The organism is Streptomyces sp. NBC_01190 (assembly GCF_045039895.1).
Taxonomy (GTDB): Bacteria; Actinomycetota; Actinomycetes; order Streptomycetales; family Streptomycetaceae; genus Actinacidiphila.
Window position 1 is genome coordinate 5,997,915 of the sequence record NZ_CP108580.1, and the last position, 13,977, is coordinate 6,011,891.

Sequence of the window (13,977 nt, forward strand, 5' to 3'; positions counted from 1 at the left end):
GCGGGGGCGGGGGCGTACAACGGTGCGGGAGCGTAGACGTGTCGTGTCGTGTCGCGTACGGGTCAGGGGCTCGCGTGCTCGCCCAGCCGGCTGGTGGAGCGCTCCACGACGTCCGCCAACCGGTTGAGCATGGTGCGGTGCCGGGCCTGCATGAACGCGTCGAGCACCGCGTTGTGCAGCGACCCGACCGTCCCCCGCAGCGGATGCTCGTCCAGCGTGACGATGCTGTCCCGCTCGCCCCACGGCCGGACCTCGATGGCGATCCGCGCGGTGCCGAGCGGACCACTGTCGGCCTCCATCTCCAGGATGTGCGGCGGCTCCCGGCGCCGTACGACGGTGCGCCCGCGCACCGACCAGCGGCCGAGCACCACCCGGTAGGTGAGGTCGGACCCCAGCTCGGGCCAGGACCCCCGCCCCGGCTCGGAAGCCGCCACCCCGACCACCCAGTCCGAGTACCGGTCCCGGTCCGCCAGCACCGTCCACACCTGCTCGGGGGACCGCTCGACGAGCTGATGCCGCACTGCCATCGGTCCTCCAGCCGCCGAGACCCGCACCACCTTCCGTTCCCGCTCACCCTAAAAGCGATCCCCCCGTCCCGCCCGCCGGAGCGCCGCCGGTCGGGGTGGTGCCCCGGGCGCGCGGGCGGCGGAACACCATGCCCCAGGGCCGCGGGTCGGTAGGATCCCGCTGTGATCGCCGATCTGGAGTGTGTGGTGCTCGACTGCCCCGAACCCGGGGAACTCGCCTCGTTTTACCGGGAGTTGCTGGGCGGCACCGTCAATCGGCCGGACGGGCGCTGGTCGCTCGACGACGACTGGGCGACCCTGCACACGCCGGGCGGTCTGGTGCTCGCCTTTCAGCGGGTCGCGGACCACCGGCCGCCGCGCTGGCCCGACCCGGCCAGGCCCCAGCAGTTCCATCTCGACTTCGGCGTGCCGGATCCGGCTCTGGCGCAGGCCCAGGTGCTGGCTCTGGGGGCGACCGTGCTGGACGAGGGGCCGGCCGGACGGGGCTGGCGGGTCTACGCGGATCCCGCGGGGCACCCCTTCTGCCTGGTCCGCCGCTGAGCCCCTCGCCCCGCCGCCACCGGCCCCGACGACGAGTCCGACCTGATCAACGACCGGCCGGACACGGAGCCGACCGCCGCCGCCCGGGGAAGCCGATCCCCGGGCGGTGCCTCACGCGTCGGAGTCCTTCTTGCCCGGGGCGGCCAGGTACGCCTGGGTGGGCGTCATGGGGACCCCGTTGATCTGCACGGTTTTGTAGCGGCTGACGTTGGCGCAGGTCTTGGGCTGGTCGGCGGTCTGGGCGTGGGAGTTGCTGAGGGCGGCCTGGGTGTCGGCTGGCGCCGGTTTGCCGCCGGGGTAGGTGGTGCCGCTCGGCCAGTCCGCGCCGACCACCAGGGTCAGGCCGGCGGCGGTGTCCTGCTCGATGTGCGAGGAGGGCAGTCCCAGGGACCGCGCGACCGTCTGCGCCTCGGGTTTCTCGCCGGGGCCGTAGCTGAGGGTCGTGGCGCTCGCGGGCGCCGGGGCGTTGCCCGCGTGGGTGGCGGGGCTGAAGCCCTGGTCGGTCAGCGCGGTGACGAGCGTCGCCGCCCGGCCGGCGATGCCGGTGCCGTTCTCGACCGTCACGTCGATCTGGGCGGTGGGCACCGGAGTGGCGGTCGGGGAAGCGGTGGCCGAGGCCGCGGTGGATTTGCCGCCCGAGGCGGTGGTCAGGGACTGGTCGTTGGCGATCGTGGCGAAGAGCGTACGGGCGCCGGCGCCGGGGACGACCCGGTCGGCGTTCTCGGGGTCGGCGGCGGTCTGCATGGTGGTGAAGGTGATCCGCTTGGAGGGGACCTTGTTCAGGTCGCCGGCCAGGCCGATGAGCTTGTTGACGCTGCCCAGCGCGCTGTCGACGGTCAGGGCCTTGGTGGCGGCGTTGGCCAGCCGGTAGACGGCCGCGGGGTTGGTGAGGGTGCCGGCGCTCTTGAACTTGCGGATCAGGGAGCTGAGGTAGATGTGCTGGGCGTAGGTGCGCCCGAGGTCGCTGCCGTCGCCGAAGCCGTGCCGGGAGCGGAGGAACTCCAGTGCCGCGACACCTTTGAGGGTGTGGGAGCCGGTCGAGAGCTTCAGGTGGGAGTAGGTGTCGTAGACATCCGCGCTGACGCAGACCGGCACGCCGCCGACCGCGTCGGACATCTGCACGACGCCGGAGAAGTCGACCTGGATGAAGTGGTCGATCGGGATGCCGGTGAGCTGGTGGACGGTGGCGACCTGGCACGCCTGCCCGTACGCCAGCGCGCCGTTGATCATCCCGCGGTAGCCCGGGGTGGAGGCCTTGGTGTCGGGGTCGGTGCAGGCGGGGATGTCGGTGATGGTGTCGCGGGGAATGCTCATCACGGTGGCGTTGGAGCGGTCGGCGGATATGTGGACGACCATTTCCACATCGGCGTTCTGGCCGGTCTGGATGCCGGTCTTCGCGCAGCCGCCGCCGAGTTTGCAGTCGCTCGCGCTGGTCCGGCCGTCGCTGCCCATCACCAGGATGTCGATCGGGCTGCGGCCGAAGGCGTCGGTCTTCTCGGTGCCGCCGCTGTTCTTCCCCGAGCCGTCGGTCAGCGAGACGCTCTTGATGTTGCCGTTGAGGTGCTGGTAGAACCACCAGCCCACGCCGCCGGTGACCAGGAGGATGGCCGAGACGGTGATCGCGGTGATCTTCAGGGTCCGCCGGCCGCGGCTGGTCCGCCGGGCCCGCCGGCCGCCTCGCGGCGCGCCGGGACCCGGCTTCTTCCGGTGGGACGTCTGCGCGGCCCGGCGGGCGGCCGCCCGGCCCCCGGGCACGACGGCGTCGTCCGGCGCGTCACGGGGATGCGAGACCGGTGCCACATCCTGCGGGGCGCTGCCGGCGGGGTCCCCCCAGGGATCAGCCACGTTCACTCCTTGTTGTTCCGGGTTGTTCCGGTGTGCCGGTGTTCCGGTCGAGCACGGTCGGGCGCGTCCAGAGAGGGTCCAGCCAGGTCCAGACAGGTTAAGACAGGTCCGGACGGCCACTGGGCGGCAGGGTGGGCAGTGGCTTACCGGACCTCCGCGCCCTGCACACATCTCCCGCCACAGGAAGACGAGATACAGGACCGGCCGGTTTCAGCCGGCCGCTACGTGGTGACACGTCGGCCGGGCCGCGGCCCACGCCGTTCCCGGCGGCGGTCGGTCGACGGTCGGTCGGCGGTCAGCAGCCAGCCCGCCGGTAGATGCGCGTCCCCGCCACCGAGGCGACCGCGTCGTAATTCCGCGCCAACAGGTTCTTGAGCAGCGGGTAGTCGGCCATGCGGTAGGGAGTGCCGGCGGACTCGTCGACGATGAGGCACGCGGGTGTGGCCGCCAACTCGCGCCGGAGGGTCGGCCAGGCGCCCGGAACCGCGTATGCCGCGCCGACGCGGCGCGGATTGCCGTTGCCACTGAAGTTGGTGAGCAGGCCGGCGGTCAGGAAGCGGCTGGCCGGTCGTCGGTCGGCCAGCCAGTAGACCTCCGGGTGCATCCCCCACAGAAAGACACGCTGATCCGGGGTGCTGTAGGTGTCGACGGCCGCGGCCACCACCGCGTTCGTCTCCATCTCCGGCGGCCGGCTCCCGAGGGCGCCGACGGTCCACCCTCCCGCGACCACCAGCGCGCATCCGGCCGCTGCCGCCGCCGTGCGAGCGCGCCCCGCGCGACGGACCGTCCACCACGGCCGGTGCCGCCGCGCGTAGGTGCTCGGGCAGGCGGCGCCCACCCCTTGAAGGGCCAGCAGGACCGCCGGCGGGATGAGCTGGAGGAAGTAGTGGCCGTAGAAGTGATAGCCGACCGTGACGCCGGCGGCGGAGGCGAGCAGCCACGACCGGACCGTACGGCCGGTGCCCGGCGCGGCGCGGAAGGCGCCCGCTTCGTGACCCGGGGAGTGAACGGCTTGGGGCGGTGGCCGTCGCGTCCACCGCCGCGGGTCCGGCCAGGACCACGGCGCGGCGAGGACCACGAAGGGCGCGAAGGCGGTGAGGAGGAGCAGCAGATTGCCGGCCGCGTGGGAGAACACCGCTGTCGCCTCCGGCGGCGAACCCGCGTAGGACCCGGAGGAGAGGAGCACCCAGAAGACGAAGGGCCGCACGCCTGTGGCGAGGGCGCAGACCACCAGCGGCGTCGCGACACCCGCTGCCAGAGCGGCCCCCTCGCGCAGCCGGCGGCGGCCGGCCAGCACGTGCAGGGCCAGGGGCAGCAGCGGGGCGAGGCCGACCTGTTTGGTCAGGGCGGCGACGGCCACCGCCAGTCCCGCGGCGAGGAAGTCGCGCCGGACCCCGAAATACACCGCAAGCGCGGTGGCCGGGAGCATGAAGATCTCGAAGGTCGCGGCCATGGCGTCCGGTGCGGGCAGCGCGGTCGACGCGGCCACCGTGAGCACGCCGGCCGGCAGCGCCGCCCATCCGCCGAGCAGCCGGGCCGCGAGCCGGGCGGTGACCACCGCGGTCAGGGCGAGCGCGGCGACCGCGAGCAGGCGCACCAGCCACAGCGCGTCCGACCCGGCGATCGCCACACAGCCCTCGTAGAGCCAGGGGAGCAGGGGCGGTTTGCGGTCCACCACGTCGCCGTACATCCGTCCGCCGTGCCGGAGGGCGACCGCCTCCGCGGCGAGGTAGCCCTCGTCGGGGCTCCAGAACGGTTGCCGGAAGGAGGGCGCCCGGGCCCCGGCGGCCAGCACGAGCAGCAGCGTGGCCTGCCCGCCGGGCCTGTGCGCCGCCCAGGCCACCAGGGCGCTGGGGCCGGTGGGGCGGTCCGGGGCGGGAGAGGCGCCCGGTGCCGTACCCGGAGCGGTCCGCCCGTCGGTGACGCTCCCCGACGTCCGGGCCGTCTCTTGCACATCCGCCGGCATCCGCCCGCCCCCATCCGGTTCGGCGACCGCACGGACGCGCACGGCGCTCGGTCGCTGACGGTCACGGAGCGCAGGTGTCCCTCAGGGCGCCTTGGTCAACTAATGAACTAGTGGAGTGAGTGTTAAGGACCTCCAGCGCGCTTGTCAAACGCCGGTCCGGAAGGCCGGCGCCCCGGAGGGGGGCCGGGCCCGCGGGTGTCTTGGTCCACTGGTCCCCTAGCGGTATAGTGCGCCCGGTGGTGACCTTCCGTATCGAACGTCGCAGCGGCGTCGCCGCGTACCAGCAGATCGTCAACCAGACCCGACAGGCGCTCCGGCTGGGCCAGTTGATGCCCGGGGACAAACTGCCCTCCGCCGCCGAGGTGGTGGCCGCGACCGCGATCAATCCGAACACCGTGCTCAAGGCGTACCGCGCCCTGGAGAACGAGGGCCTGGTCGAGGCCAGGCAGGGCGTCGGGACGTTCGTCCGCAAGTCGCTCGCCCAACCCGGCACCACCGCCGACTCCCCGCTGCGCGACGGACTGCGTACCTGGATGGACGCCGCCCGCGCGGCCGGGCTCGCCCGGGAGGACGCCGCGGCGCTGGTGTCGGCCGCGCTGGACGACGCGTTCCCGCGCGGCGCCGAGGCACCGGTCCGGACGTGAGCGAGGCACCATGACAGCCCGACCCCCGACCGCACGCGGCGGCGCGGAGACGATCGCCCTGGAAACCCGCGGCCTCGGCATACGCGATCACTCCGGCTGGACGCTCCGGCACTGCGACATCCAGGTCCCGCGCGGACGGATAGCCGGTCTGGTCGGGCCGAACGGCGACGGAAAGAGTTCACTCCTGGCGGTCGCCGCCGGGCTGCTTCCCGCGGCCGAGGGAAGCCTGCGGGTGCTCGGCCGGCGGCCGGGGGCACGCGAGGCCCGGCCCCTCGTCGGGTCGCTGCTCCAGGACCGTCCGCTGCACCGCGCCTTCACCGTCGCCGAGACGCTGCGGCTGGGCCGCGAACTCAACCCGCGCTGGGACCAGGCGGCCGCACACGCGATCGTCACCGAAGCCGAGGTGCCGCTGACCGCGCGGGTCGGCCGCCTCTCCGGCGGTCAGCGCACCTGCCTGGCACTGGCGCTCCTCCTCGGCAAGCGCCCTGAACTGCTCCTGCTCGACGAGCCGACAGCCGACCTGGACCCACTGCGCAGACACGCCGTGATGGGCGCCCTGATGACCACGGCCGCCGAACACGGCACCACCGTCGTGATGTCGTCCCACGTCCTCACCGAGCTGGACCTGGTCTGCGACTACGTACTGCTGCTCGCGCACGGCCGGATGCTGCTGGCCGACGACGTCGAGTTCGTCCAGGCCGCCCATACCCGGGTCACCCGCACCATCACCGGCTCGCCCGCCGAGCGTGGCGGCCTCGCCGCCCGGACGCCATTGGCGGCGCTGCCCCCGGAGTTCCGCGACCACACCGTGGTCGAGGCCCGTACCACCGGCCGGCAGCTCACCGCGATGCTCCGGCTGCCGGTCTCCCCCGAGGGAGCCGAGAGCGCCGAGCCCCCCACCCTTGAGGACATCCTCCTCGCCTACCTGCGCAACCCCGAGGCCCCGCCGCTCCTCGCGCCCGTCGACGACCCCGGCCAGGATCCCGGCGCGGACCCGGCGGGCGGAACCCACGAAACCCACGAAACCCCCGGAACCGGCGGACCGGCCGGCGGGGACCCGGGACGGAACCACCACTCGGAACACGGCTCAGGCCCGGGCCGGCGCGGCGGCCGGGCGGCTCATGACCGAAGGCCGCCGGAATGAGTGTGGTGCGTGCGCTCGGCCGCTGCGTGGCCTGGACCCCGAGCGGGCAGCGCCTCGGCCGGCTGCCCTTCGCGGTGCCGGTTCCGGTCCCTCGACCGGCCGGCGTGCTCTGGCTGGCCTGGCGCCGGCACCGTGCGGTGTACCGGACGGTGCTCGTCGTGGCCGCTCTCGCCGCGCTGTGGGCGGTGTGGGAGCACCATCAGCTCACCGCCGCCGTGCACGACGACGTACGTACCTGCCGCCGGATGGCTGACGTCTGCCGTGCGGACCCCAGCGGCTCCGTCGTCAGCCCGTCCCATGAGTGGGGCACCGTCCGGCTGCTCTTCGACCAGGTACCGTCGGTGCTGCGTTTTCTGCCGCTCGCGGTCGCCGCCCTGGTCGGCGCGCCGCTGTTCGCCCAGGACATGGAGAACGGCACGCACCGGCTGGCCTGGACACAGTCGGTGGGGCGCCGCGAGTGGGCGGCGGCCAAACTCGCCACCGCCCTCACCGTTACGGCCACCGCCGCCATCGTGCTCACGGGACCGGTCACGTGGTGGTGGTACACCAGTTGGCGCGGCGAACACACCGGCGGCCTCGACGGCTATGTGTGGCGCACCACCGCGTCCTGGGACGACTGGTCGTTCTTCCCCTACGTCGGCCCGGCCGCCGTCGCCCACCTGCTCCTCGCCCTGATGATCGGCGCGGCCACCGGAATGCTGCTGCGCCGTACCCTGGCCGCTGTCGCGGTCGCCGCCATCGTCAGCGAGGGCGCACAACTCGCCCTCGCGGCCGCGCGCCCGCACCTGCTCGCCACCCATGTCCAGCGCGGCACCGGCCTCCATTTCCCCGTACCGCCCATGGACAGCTGGTATCTGGACGGCGGCCTGGTCCGGACGGACGGCAGCCTCACCGACAGCTATCCGTCCTGCGCCCCCCGCGTGGGATTTGACGCGTGCCTTCAAACCCACGGCCTGGTGGGGCAGTACAGCCGCAGCCTCCATATCGACGAGCTGCCGCTGCTCCAGCTCGTGGAGACGGGCATCTGTCTGGCGGCCGCGGCCGCACTGATCGCCTTCTGCCTCTGGTACGTCCCGCGCATCGCGGCGCGCTGAAGGCTGCGCCCTATGACCGGGCGAGGGCGGCGTCCAGGAGAACCTCGGCCGCGGCCCTCGCCTCGTCGGCCAGCGACGGGTCGTGCTCGACATCGGCGCCGAGTCCCGATCCGTCGAAGAGCATGTGCAGTTGCCGGGCCAGGGACACCGGATTCGCGACCCCGGCGTCCCTGGCCAGATCGGTGAACAATCCCCTGACCCACGCTCGGTAGGTGGCGTTCGCCTGCTCGGCCGCACTTCCGGGAAGCGCCTCCGCGGTGGCCTTGATGAAGGCGCAGCCGTGAAAGCCCGGAGCGCTGAAAACTGTCTCCAGCGTGGTGAAAACGCTCAGGATGCGGTCGCGAGCACTCGCTTGCGCGTCCATCCCGCCCATGATCCGCTCGACGGTGGAGGTGTGCTGGAGGTCCAGGTAGGCCCGTATCAGTTCGTCCTTGCTCCCGAACGTCTTGTACAGGCTGGCCTTGGCCACTCCAGCTTGCTCGATCACCCGCTCGATGCCGACCGTCTGGATGCCCTCTTCGTAGAACAGCCGGTTCGCTGCCGCGAGCAGCCGTTCACGCGCCGACGGCCTCGGCGCCGAGTCCACTTCGCTCATCCGTCGGCATCCTTTCGATGACAGTGCCCCGGGCCTCATTCAGCGCGGACGGGGCAAGTCTATCAAAACAGGCAGACCGGTCTGACTACCACCCTGCGCGGCTGGTCAGAGGACCATTCCACCGTCCACCGCGAGGTTCGCCCCGTAGATGTAGGAGGCCTCGTCGGAGGCGAGGAAGGCGACGGCTGCGGCTACTTCCGCGGTCGTGCCGACGCGGTCGGCCGGGGACCCCTTGGGGAAGTCGTGGACGGCCTCGCCGAAGACCCTGGTACTCCCTTCGGTGAGGATCGCGCCGAGGCTGATGGTGTTGACCCGGACGCCGCTGACGCCGTATTCGGCCGCCCACGACTTGGTGAGCAGGCCGACCGCCGCCTTGGAGGAGCCGTAGGCGGCCGGCCCCACCGCGCCCTTCTCGGCGAAGGCGGTGGTGATGTTGATGATGGCGCCGTGCCCGCGCTCGGCCATCAGCGGAGCCAGTTCCGCGACCAGGAAGAACGGAACCTTGACGTTGAGGTCGTATGTCGCGTCGAAGTCGGCCTCGGTGATGCTGGCGGTCGGTCCGAGAATGTAGATGCCCGCGTTGTTGACGAGGATGTCGATCTCGCCGGCCAGGGCCACCGCCTCGGCGGCGAGAGCCCTGGCGCTGGCGGCATCGTGCAGATCGGCGAAGAGGAAGTCGGCCGCACCGCCGGCGGCCCGGATCTCGGCGACGGCCTTCTCGCCACGCTCCGCGTTGCGGCCGGTGATCAGGACCCGGGCGCCGGACGCGGCCAGGGTGCCGGCGATGCCTCGGCCGATGCCCAGGGTCGATCCGGTGATGAGGGCGGTCTTGCCGGTGAAGTCGCTCACGCTGATGTGCTCCCAAGCTGGGTAGTCAGACCGGTCGGTCTTCTTGACTTCAACGGTAGACCGACCGGTCTGTCACGTCAACAACTTCTGGAGTACCCACTCCATAGGCAGGTATACTGCGGATATGGAGGAGTCGGCAGTCGAAGGTCAGATAGACGGCACCGAGCGGGCGGGCACGGTCGTCGAAGCCGGGCCGGCGCCGGCCCGGAAATTCACGGCGAAGGGGCTGGCAACCCGGGCTCGCATCGTCTCCGCCGCCGCCGAGCTGGTGTTCGCCCACGGTGTGGCCCGTACCGGCATCGAGGACATTCAGCGGCAAGCGGGTGTCAGCGCGTCGCAGATGTATCACTACTTCACAGACAAGGACGAGCTGATCCGGGCGGTGATCGCTCACCAGACCGACGGCGTCCTGGCGGCCCAGCGACCCGTCCTCGACGAGCTCGACAGCTTTGACGCCCTCTGCCGCTGGCGTGATCTGCTCGTCGACATGCAAGTGCGGCGCGACTGTGTCGGCGGCTGCCCCATCGGATCGATCGCGGCCGAGTTGGCCGACAACGACCCCCACGCGCGAGCTGACCTCGTCGACAGCTTCGAACGGTGGGAGGCCCCGATCCGCGACGGCCTGGCCCGCATGCGCGCCCGAGGCGATCTGCGCCCCGACGCCGACACCGACGCCCTCGCCCTCGCCCTGCTCGTCGCACTCCAGGGCGGACTCCTCCTCACCCAGACCCGCCGCGACACCACCCCCCTGCGGACCGGTCTCGACGCCGTCCTGGCCCACATCCGGACCTACGCGACCGAGCAGGCCCACCGCCATGACCCCGGCTCGGCCGAGCACTAGCTGTCGATTCCGGCGGGTGACGGGTAGGGCGGACCGCCGCCGCGCGACGGCGGGGCGGCCGGGCACGGCGCCGCACGGTTCTACGGATGGACACCGAAGGGGCCGAGAACTCCGCTGTTGATGCGCAGCGATTCGAGCATGACGAAGGCGTTGTCGACGGTGAAGACATCCGCGGCGGCCAGGGTGCCGCTGTATTTGGCGGTGACGGGGGCGGCCGCTTGTCGGGCGACGGCGTCGAGGTAGGTCTTGAAGATGGCCCAGGAGTTGCCGCCCGGCCCGTACTTCTGGAAGAAGGGAGTGGGGTCGAGCGACGCCGAAGCCGCGCGGACCTCGGCTTCGAGGTCCGCGACGTACCGCTGCTGGATGAGGGCGTCGGCGCGGACACCGAGACGGCCGAGGTGGCCGCCGACGAGCGTCTGCCACGGGTAGCCCAGGGCGACGTCGTGCGCGGTGATCCAGGCCGGGATGTCCTCGGACATGGCGAGGTTCCCGAACGGTGCCCAGCCGGGGAACAGCACATCGACGACCATCAACGTCTCCTGGTCGGGGGCGTAGACGAAGATGTTGTCCGGCGTGTGGTTCGGGCCGTGGTAGGCGAGCTCAAGCCTTTCGCCGCCCACCCTCAATACATGGCGGTCTTCGAACGTCTGCGTGGGCACCGGCCGGTTGGGATCGGCGGCGATGCGCAGCAGCCGGCGGGTCTCGCGGTGGCCGATGCGTATCACGTCCTTGCCGAAGATGGCGGACGCCCCGATGTGGTCGGCGTGGGAATGCGAGTAGATCAGATGGGTGACCTTGGCGGGCCTTCCGTTGGCACGGGTCACCTGCTCGATGGCCCGCAGCAGGTTGTGGCCGATGGTGGGCGGTGCGTCGACCAGCACCACGCCCTCCCGCGTACTGAGGAACATGGCCTGGTAGAAGGAGTCGGTGACCCAGTAGAGGTTTCCCTTGATCGCGCCGACGAAGTAGCCGTCCTCGTTGAGCGCGGGCCCGACCGATGCGGCGGGAACCGGCGCGTAGTCGGGCAGCCCAGGGGCTTGCGCGGCCACCGCGTTGGCGGGCAGTGCCCCACCCAGGAGCATCGCTCCGGCGGGCACGGCGGCGGTCGTGGCCGCCCGCCTCAGGAACGTACGCCGATTCGACGCTGTCACTTCAGCGGTCTCAATGGTCTCGGTGCTGTCAGCGGATTTGGTGCCCATGATCTTCCTTAAGCGTAGGTAAGGGCCGCATGCGGCTTCGGGATCCGCGGCGAATCTCGGACCGCGGCATGCATCCGGCAGCTAGCCCGAAAGTCCGCGCGGAGTGAAGTCGATCAGCCCCGCCCGCGGGGGTCCGCCCGCGCCCAGGTCATGGTCGAGAGCCTCGCCCAGCCTGTTGCCGCAGACGTCTTCGAGCCGTTCGGAGGCGACGAGGCGGTGCTTCCCGGCGCGCCACGGGTGACTCGGCATGAGCCGCGCCGCGGTTCCGCCCGGTGCGAGTGACACACGTGTCCCGACGACCTCTCCCGAAGGCGCCAGGACGCCGATCTCGTCCTCGCAGAGGGCGGCGTCCATCACCCGGTCGAAGTGCACGACGAGGGGATCGAGGCTCCCCGCTGCCGGGGGGACGAGACGCCAGTGGGTCTCGTCGACCGCCTCCAGAACCGGATCGCCCACGTGGAAGGTATGCCGCGCTGTCTGCCCGAGCGCCGTGACGACAAGGCTGTACGTCCGCCCGACGACAAGCGCCGGCTCGTGGGACGGGTCCGCTCCCAGACCGCGTTTGATCCGTCCGGGCTCCATCAGGACCGTCAGGCGGCGCCCATCGACGGACCAGAGCTCATACGGCAGGACGAGGAAGGGGTCGCGTACCACCTGTTCCTCCCCGTCCAGCAGCCACAGGTGGTCGCGATCGAAGTGCGCCTCTGCCGGCCTGGGAAAACGCAGGTAGAAACGCAGGGTGTTGGCGGGCAGGACCTCGGCTTGGGGAGAGACGCGGATGGGCAGCTCCGGGGAAGCCGGGATCGGCATCTCCGGCGCACTCAACGGTGGAGGCCGTGGTTCACGCCGTCACCTTGTGTGTGCTCTCCACGCCAGGGAAATCCATCTCCACCCAGATCTTGTCCAGCCGCGCGGGCAGCGGGCTGACCATCAGGGTCTCCAGCGTCAGATCACCGGTGTCCGCGTAGCGGGTCAGCGAGACGAAGAAGCGGTCGCTGAAAAGGTCCGCCCGCAGGGACGATCCGACGAACAGCACCTGCTTGCCGACCGGCCCGGCCGGCATGAAGGGGGACTGGTCCAGCATCGGGCCCTGGGCCGGCCGGTTCTCGGGGGTGAAACCTTCGGCGGAGCGGATCCCGGAGAGCGGGACCACGACGGGGCCGCGGCTGAGATTGGTGATGAACAGCTTCTCCTCGTCCCCCTCGCGGTAGGCGACCATGCTGATGGGCTGGCCGTTGCCCATGTCGCCGATCGTCTTGGCCCGCGCCTTCGCGCCGTGCTTGAGCTCTGAGACCGGGATGGTGACGAGCGGACTGCAGGCGTAGGCGGCGATGAGGGTGTCCTCGCCGTCAATGGTGGCGAACTGCATCGTTCGGATCGGGGCACGCGTCTCGTACTGGCCGTGGGCGAGGTGGTAGATCTCCAGTTGGGTCTCGCTGGCGCCCCCGGTGAACGGGTAGGGGATCCGCCGCAGCGTGGAGGAGAACTCCTGGTTCGAGACGCCGGCGACGAACACCTCTCCGGCGTGGAACTTCAGGTCCACGATCGTCATGGACCGCAGCGGCGTTCGCGCCTTCTCGTCGAAGTAGGCCGCCGGTGGCATGGGGAAAGTGCCGGCCCGGGACTTGAAGGTCTTGTCCTCGTCGGGAACGTCGGACAGCTGGTGCACCGTCACGTTCGACGGGGACTTCGACGGGGACTTCGACGGGGAGAGGTCGAACGGGCGGACCTCGCCGGCCAGCGAGACGCTCACGACCGCGGGCTCCAGGCGATCGCCGTTGCGCACCCCGACCGACAGGTACGGCTCGCGCGTCACCGGATGGACGGCCATCCCGTTCATCACCAGGCTTTTCGCCGTTACGCCCAGCGCCGCGGCGATCTTCTCGTCGATCGACTCGAAGAGGAAGGGATCGAGCGAGGCCGGCGCCTGGCCCCGTTCGGTCTCGTAGGCGAAGACGGCCCCCAGCTTGTTGTCACCCAGGAAGAGCACCCCGTCGGGGCTGAAGGTCAAGGCTCCCGCTGATTGCGGGGTGATGTGGTCAGTCGTGTTCATGTGGACTCCTCGCCGCTCTCAGCGGCGTCCCCACCCAGCATATTTTGCAGGGCTCACTCCATTTTACGACTCAAGATTGGAGTGTCAACTACAAAATCCGCGCCGCCCTGCTGGGGATCTTTCGGGCATACCGCCGTATAAGGTCGCTCTTCGTCCGGCCGGGCTTGCTCGGCGGGGCGGCTGGCCTTCGGGCTCTGACCCGGGGAAGCGCTGTCGGTGGAGGCGATCCCTTCGTGCGAGGTTGGGGGAGAGGGGCGCATCGCGGGTCTTAGGGCCCTGGGGAAGGCTGAAGTCTGGGACCCCTCGGGTCCCAACGGAGCTGGCGCCGTACGCGTACGACCATGGCCTGGAAGTCGAAGTCCTCTTCGCCGAGGCCGAATGCCTCACCTGGCAAGGTCCGAGGCCGAGCCCGAGGTCGACGGCGAGCCGGTAACGCTTCTGCGGACCGGCTCGCACGGCATCAGCAGTCGCCCGAGGCCAGACCTGCGCCTTCTATGCTGCGGTCGATTCCGACTGGGTGCCAACGGCGGTCCATTCCCAACGTTTTTGGGGGACCGGGACCAGACAGCGGGCCCCAGGGCGATGAGGCAGGAGGCGAATGTGAGGCTCCCCTCTCACGCGGCTCGCTCGCCGCAGCAGACGCGAGCAGCCAGGCTCGTGCCAGCGATTGGGTTACCGCC

The 13,977-nt window shown here is 71.1% G+C and carries 13 protein-coding genes; 5 read left to right on the forward strand and 8 right to left on the reverse strand.

Annotated features, from left to right (window positions below; translation table 11 throughout):
• Positions 1-62: 62 nt before the first annotated feature.
• Positions 63-527, reverse strand: a complete 465-nt coding sequence (locus OG519_RS25280; RefSeq protein ID WP_405588206.1) for an SRPBCC family protein — start codon at positions 525-527, stop codon at positions 63-65.
• A 162-nt stretch (positions 528-689) separates the two neighbouring features.
• On the opposite strand from OG519_RS25280, the gene OG519_RS25285 reads away from it, so the two are divergent.
• Positions 690-1,067 carry a VOC family protein gene (locus OG519_RS25285; RefSeq protein WP_405588209.1) on the forward strand — a complete coding sequence of 126 codons (378 nt, stop codon included), beginning with the start codon at positions 690-692 and terminating at the stop codon, positions 1,065-1,067.
• A 111-nt stretch (positions 1,068-1,178) separates the two neighbouring features.
• Here OG519_RS25285 and OG519_RS25290 read toward each other — a convergent pair whose 3' ends face one another.
• Positions 1,179-2,912 carry an LCP family protein gene (locus OG519_RS25290; RefSeq protein WP_405588212.1) on the reverse strand — a complete coding sequence of 578 codons (1,734 nt, stop codon included), beginning with the start codon at positions 2,910-2,912 and terminating at the stop codon, positions 1,179-1,181.
• A gap of 295 nt (positions 2,913-3,207) precedes the next feature.
• Positions 3,208-4,866, reverse strand: coding sequence for a glycosyltransferase family 39 protein (locus OG519_RS25295; RefSeq protein WP_405588214.1), 1,659 nt, complete (start codon positions 4,864-4,866; stop codon positions 3,208-3,210).
• Positions 4,867-5,117: 251 nt separating this feature from the next.
• On the opposite strand from OG519_RS25295, the gene OG519_RS25300 reads away from it, so the two are divergent.
• From OG519_RS25300 to OG519_RS25310, 3 genes are read left to right on the forward strand one after another with little or no spacing between them, the layout of a single operon-like run.
• On the forward strand, positions 5,118-5,522 hold the full coding sequence (locus OG519_RS25300; RefSeq protein WP_405592980.1) for a GntR family transcriptional regulator: 405 nt from the start codon (positions 5,118-5,120) through the stop codon (positions 5,520-5,522).
• 10 nt (positions 5,523-5,532) lie between these two features.
• The gene (locus OG519_RS25305) at positions 5,533-6,666 is read left to right on the forward strand and encodes an ATP-binding cassette domain-containing protein (RefSeq protein WP_405588216.1); all 1,134 of its coding nucleotides are present in this window, start codon (positions 5,533-5,535) and stop codon (positions 6,664-6,666) included.
• Positions 6,663-7,760, forward strand: coding sequence for a cell wall protein (locus tag OG519_RS25310; RefSeq protein WP_405588219.1), 1,098 nt, complete (start codon positions 6,663-6,665; stop codon positions 7,758-7,760). Before OG519_RS25305 ends, OG519_RS25310 begins: the two co-directional genes overlap by 4 nt.
• A 10-nt stretch (positions 7,761-7,770) precedes the next feature.
• Here the strand turns inward: OG519_RS25310 and OG519_RS25315 are convergent, their stop codons facing one another.
• Both OG519_RS25315 and OG519_RS25320 read right to left on the reverse strand, forming a co-directional pair.
• Positions 7,771-8,355: a TetR/AcrR family transcriptional regulator gene (locus OG519_RS25315; protein ID WP_405588221.1), complete on the reverse strand. Its 585-nt coding sequence runs from the start codon at positions 8,353-8,355 to the stop codon at positions 7,771-7,773.
• A gap of 105 nt (positions 8,356-8,460) precedes the next feature.
• Positions 8,461-9,204 (reverse strand): SDR family NAD(P)-dependent oxidoreductase, encoded by a 744-nt coding sequence (locus OG519_RS25320; RefSeq protein ID WP_405588224.1) that lies wholly within the window; start codon positions 9,202-9,204, stop codon positions 8,461-8,463.
• A gap of 124 nt (positions 9,205-9,328) precedes the next feature.
• On the opposite strand from OG519_RS25320, the gene OG519_RS25325 reads away from it, so the two are divergent.
• On the forward strand, positions 9,329-10,045 hold the full coding sequence (locus OG519_RS25325) for a TetR/AcrR family transcriptional regulator (protein WP_405588227.1): 717 nt from the start codon (positions 9,329-9,331) through the stop codon (positions 10,043-10,045).
• 80 nt (positions 10,046-10,125) lie between these two features.
• Here the strand turns inward: OG519_RS25325 and OG519_RS25330 are convergent, their stop codons facing one another.
• From OG519_RS25330 to OG519_RS25340, 3 genes are all read right to left on the reverse strand, one after another.
• Entirely contained in the window at positions 10,126-11,244 is a 1,119-nt protein-coding gene (locus OG519_RS25330) for an MBL fold metallo-hydrolase (RefSeq protein WP_405588229.1), read from the reverse strand.
• 81 nt (positions 11,245-11,325) lie between these two features.
• On the reverse strand, positions 11,326-12,054 hold the full coding sequence (locus OG519_RS25335) for a hypothetical protein (RefSeq protein WP_405588231.1): 729 nt from the start codon (positions 12,052-12,054) through the stop codon (positions 11,326-11,328).
• Between the two features lie 31 nt (positions 12,055-12,085).
• Positions 12,086-13,297: a hypothetical protein gene (locus tag OG519_RS25340; protein WP_405588234.1), complete on the reverse strand. Its 1,212-nt coding sequence runs from the start codon at positions 13,295-13,297 to the stop codon at positions 12,086-12,088.
• Positions 13,298-13,977: the final 680 nt, after the last annotated feature.

Coding starts and splice junctions, on each gene's coding strand:
- OG519_RS25315 (WP_405588221.1), bottom strand. CDS start 8,355: ATGAGCGAAGTGGACTCGGCGCCGAGGCCGTCGGCGCGTGAACGGCTG.
- OG519_RS25310 (WP_405588219.1), top strand. CDS start 6,663: ATGAGTGTGGTGCGTGCGCTCGGCCGCTGCGTGGCCTGGACCCCGAGC.
- OG519_RS25280 (WP_405588206.1), bottom strand. CDS start 527: ATGGCAGTGCGGCATCAGCTCGTCGAGCGGTCCCCCGAGCAGGTGTGG.
- OG519_RS25340 (WP_405588234.1), bottom strand. CDS start 13,297: ATGAACACGACTGACCACATCACCCCGCAATCAGCGGGAGCCTTGACC.
- OG519_RS25305 (WP_405588216.1), top strand. CDS start 5,533: ATGACAGCCCGACCCCCGACCGCACGCGGCGGCGCGGAGACGATCGCC.
- OG519_RS25335 (WP_405588231.1), bottom strand. CDS start 12,054: ATGCCGATCCCGGCTTCCCCGGAGCTGCCCATCCGCGTCTCTCCCCAA.
- OG519_RS25325 (WP_405588227.1), top strand. CDS start 9,329: ATGGAGGAGTCGGCAGTCGAAGGTCAGATAGACGGCACCGAGCGGGCG.
- OG519_RS25330 (WP_405588229.1), bottom strand. CDS start 11,244: ATGGGCACCAAATCCGCTGACAGCACCGAGACCATTGAGACCGCTGAA.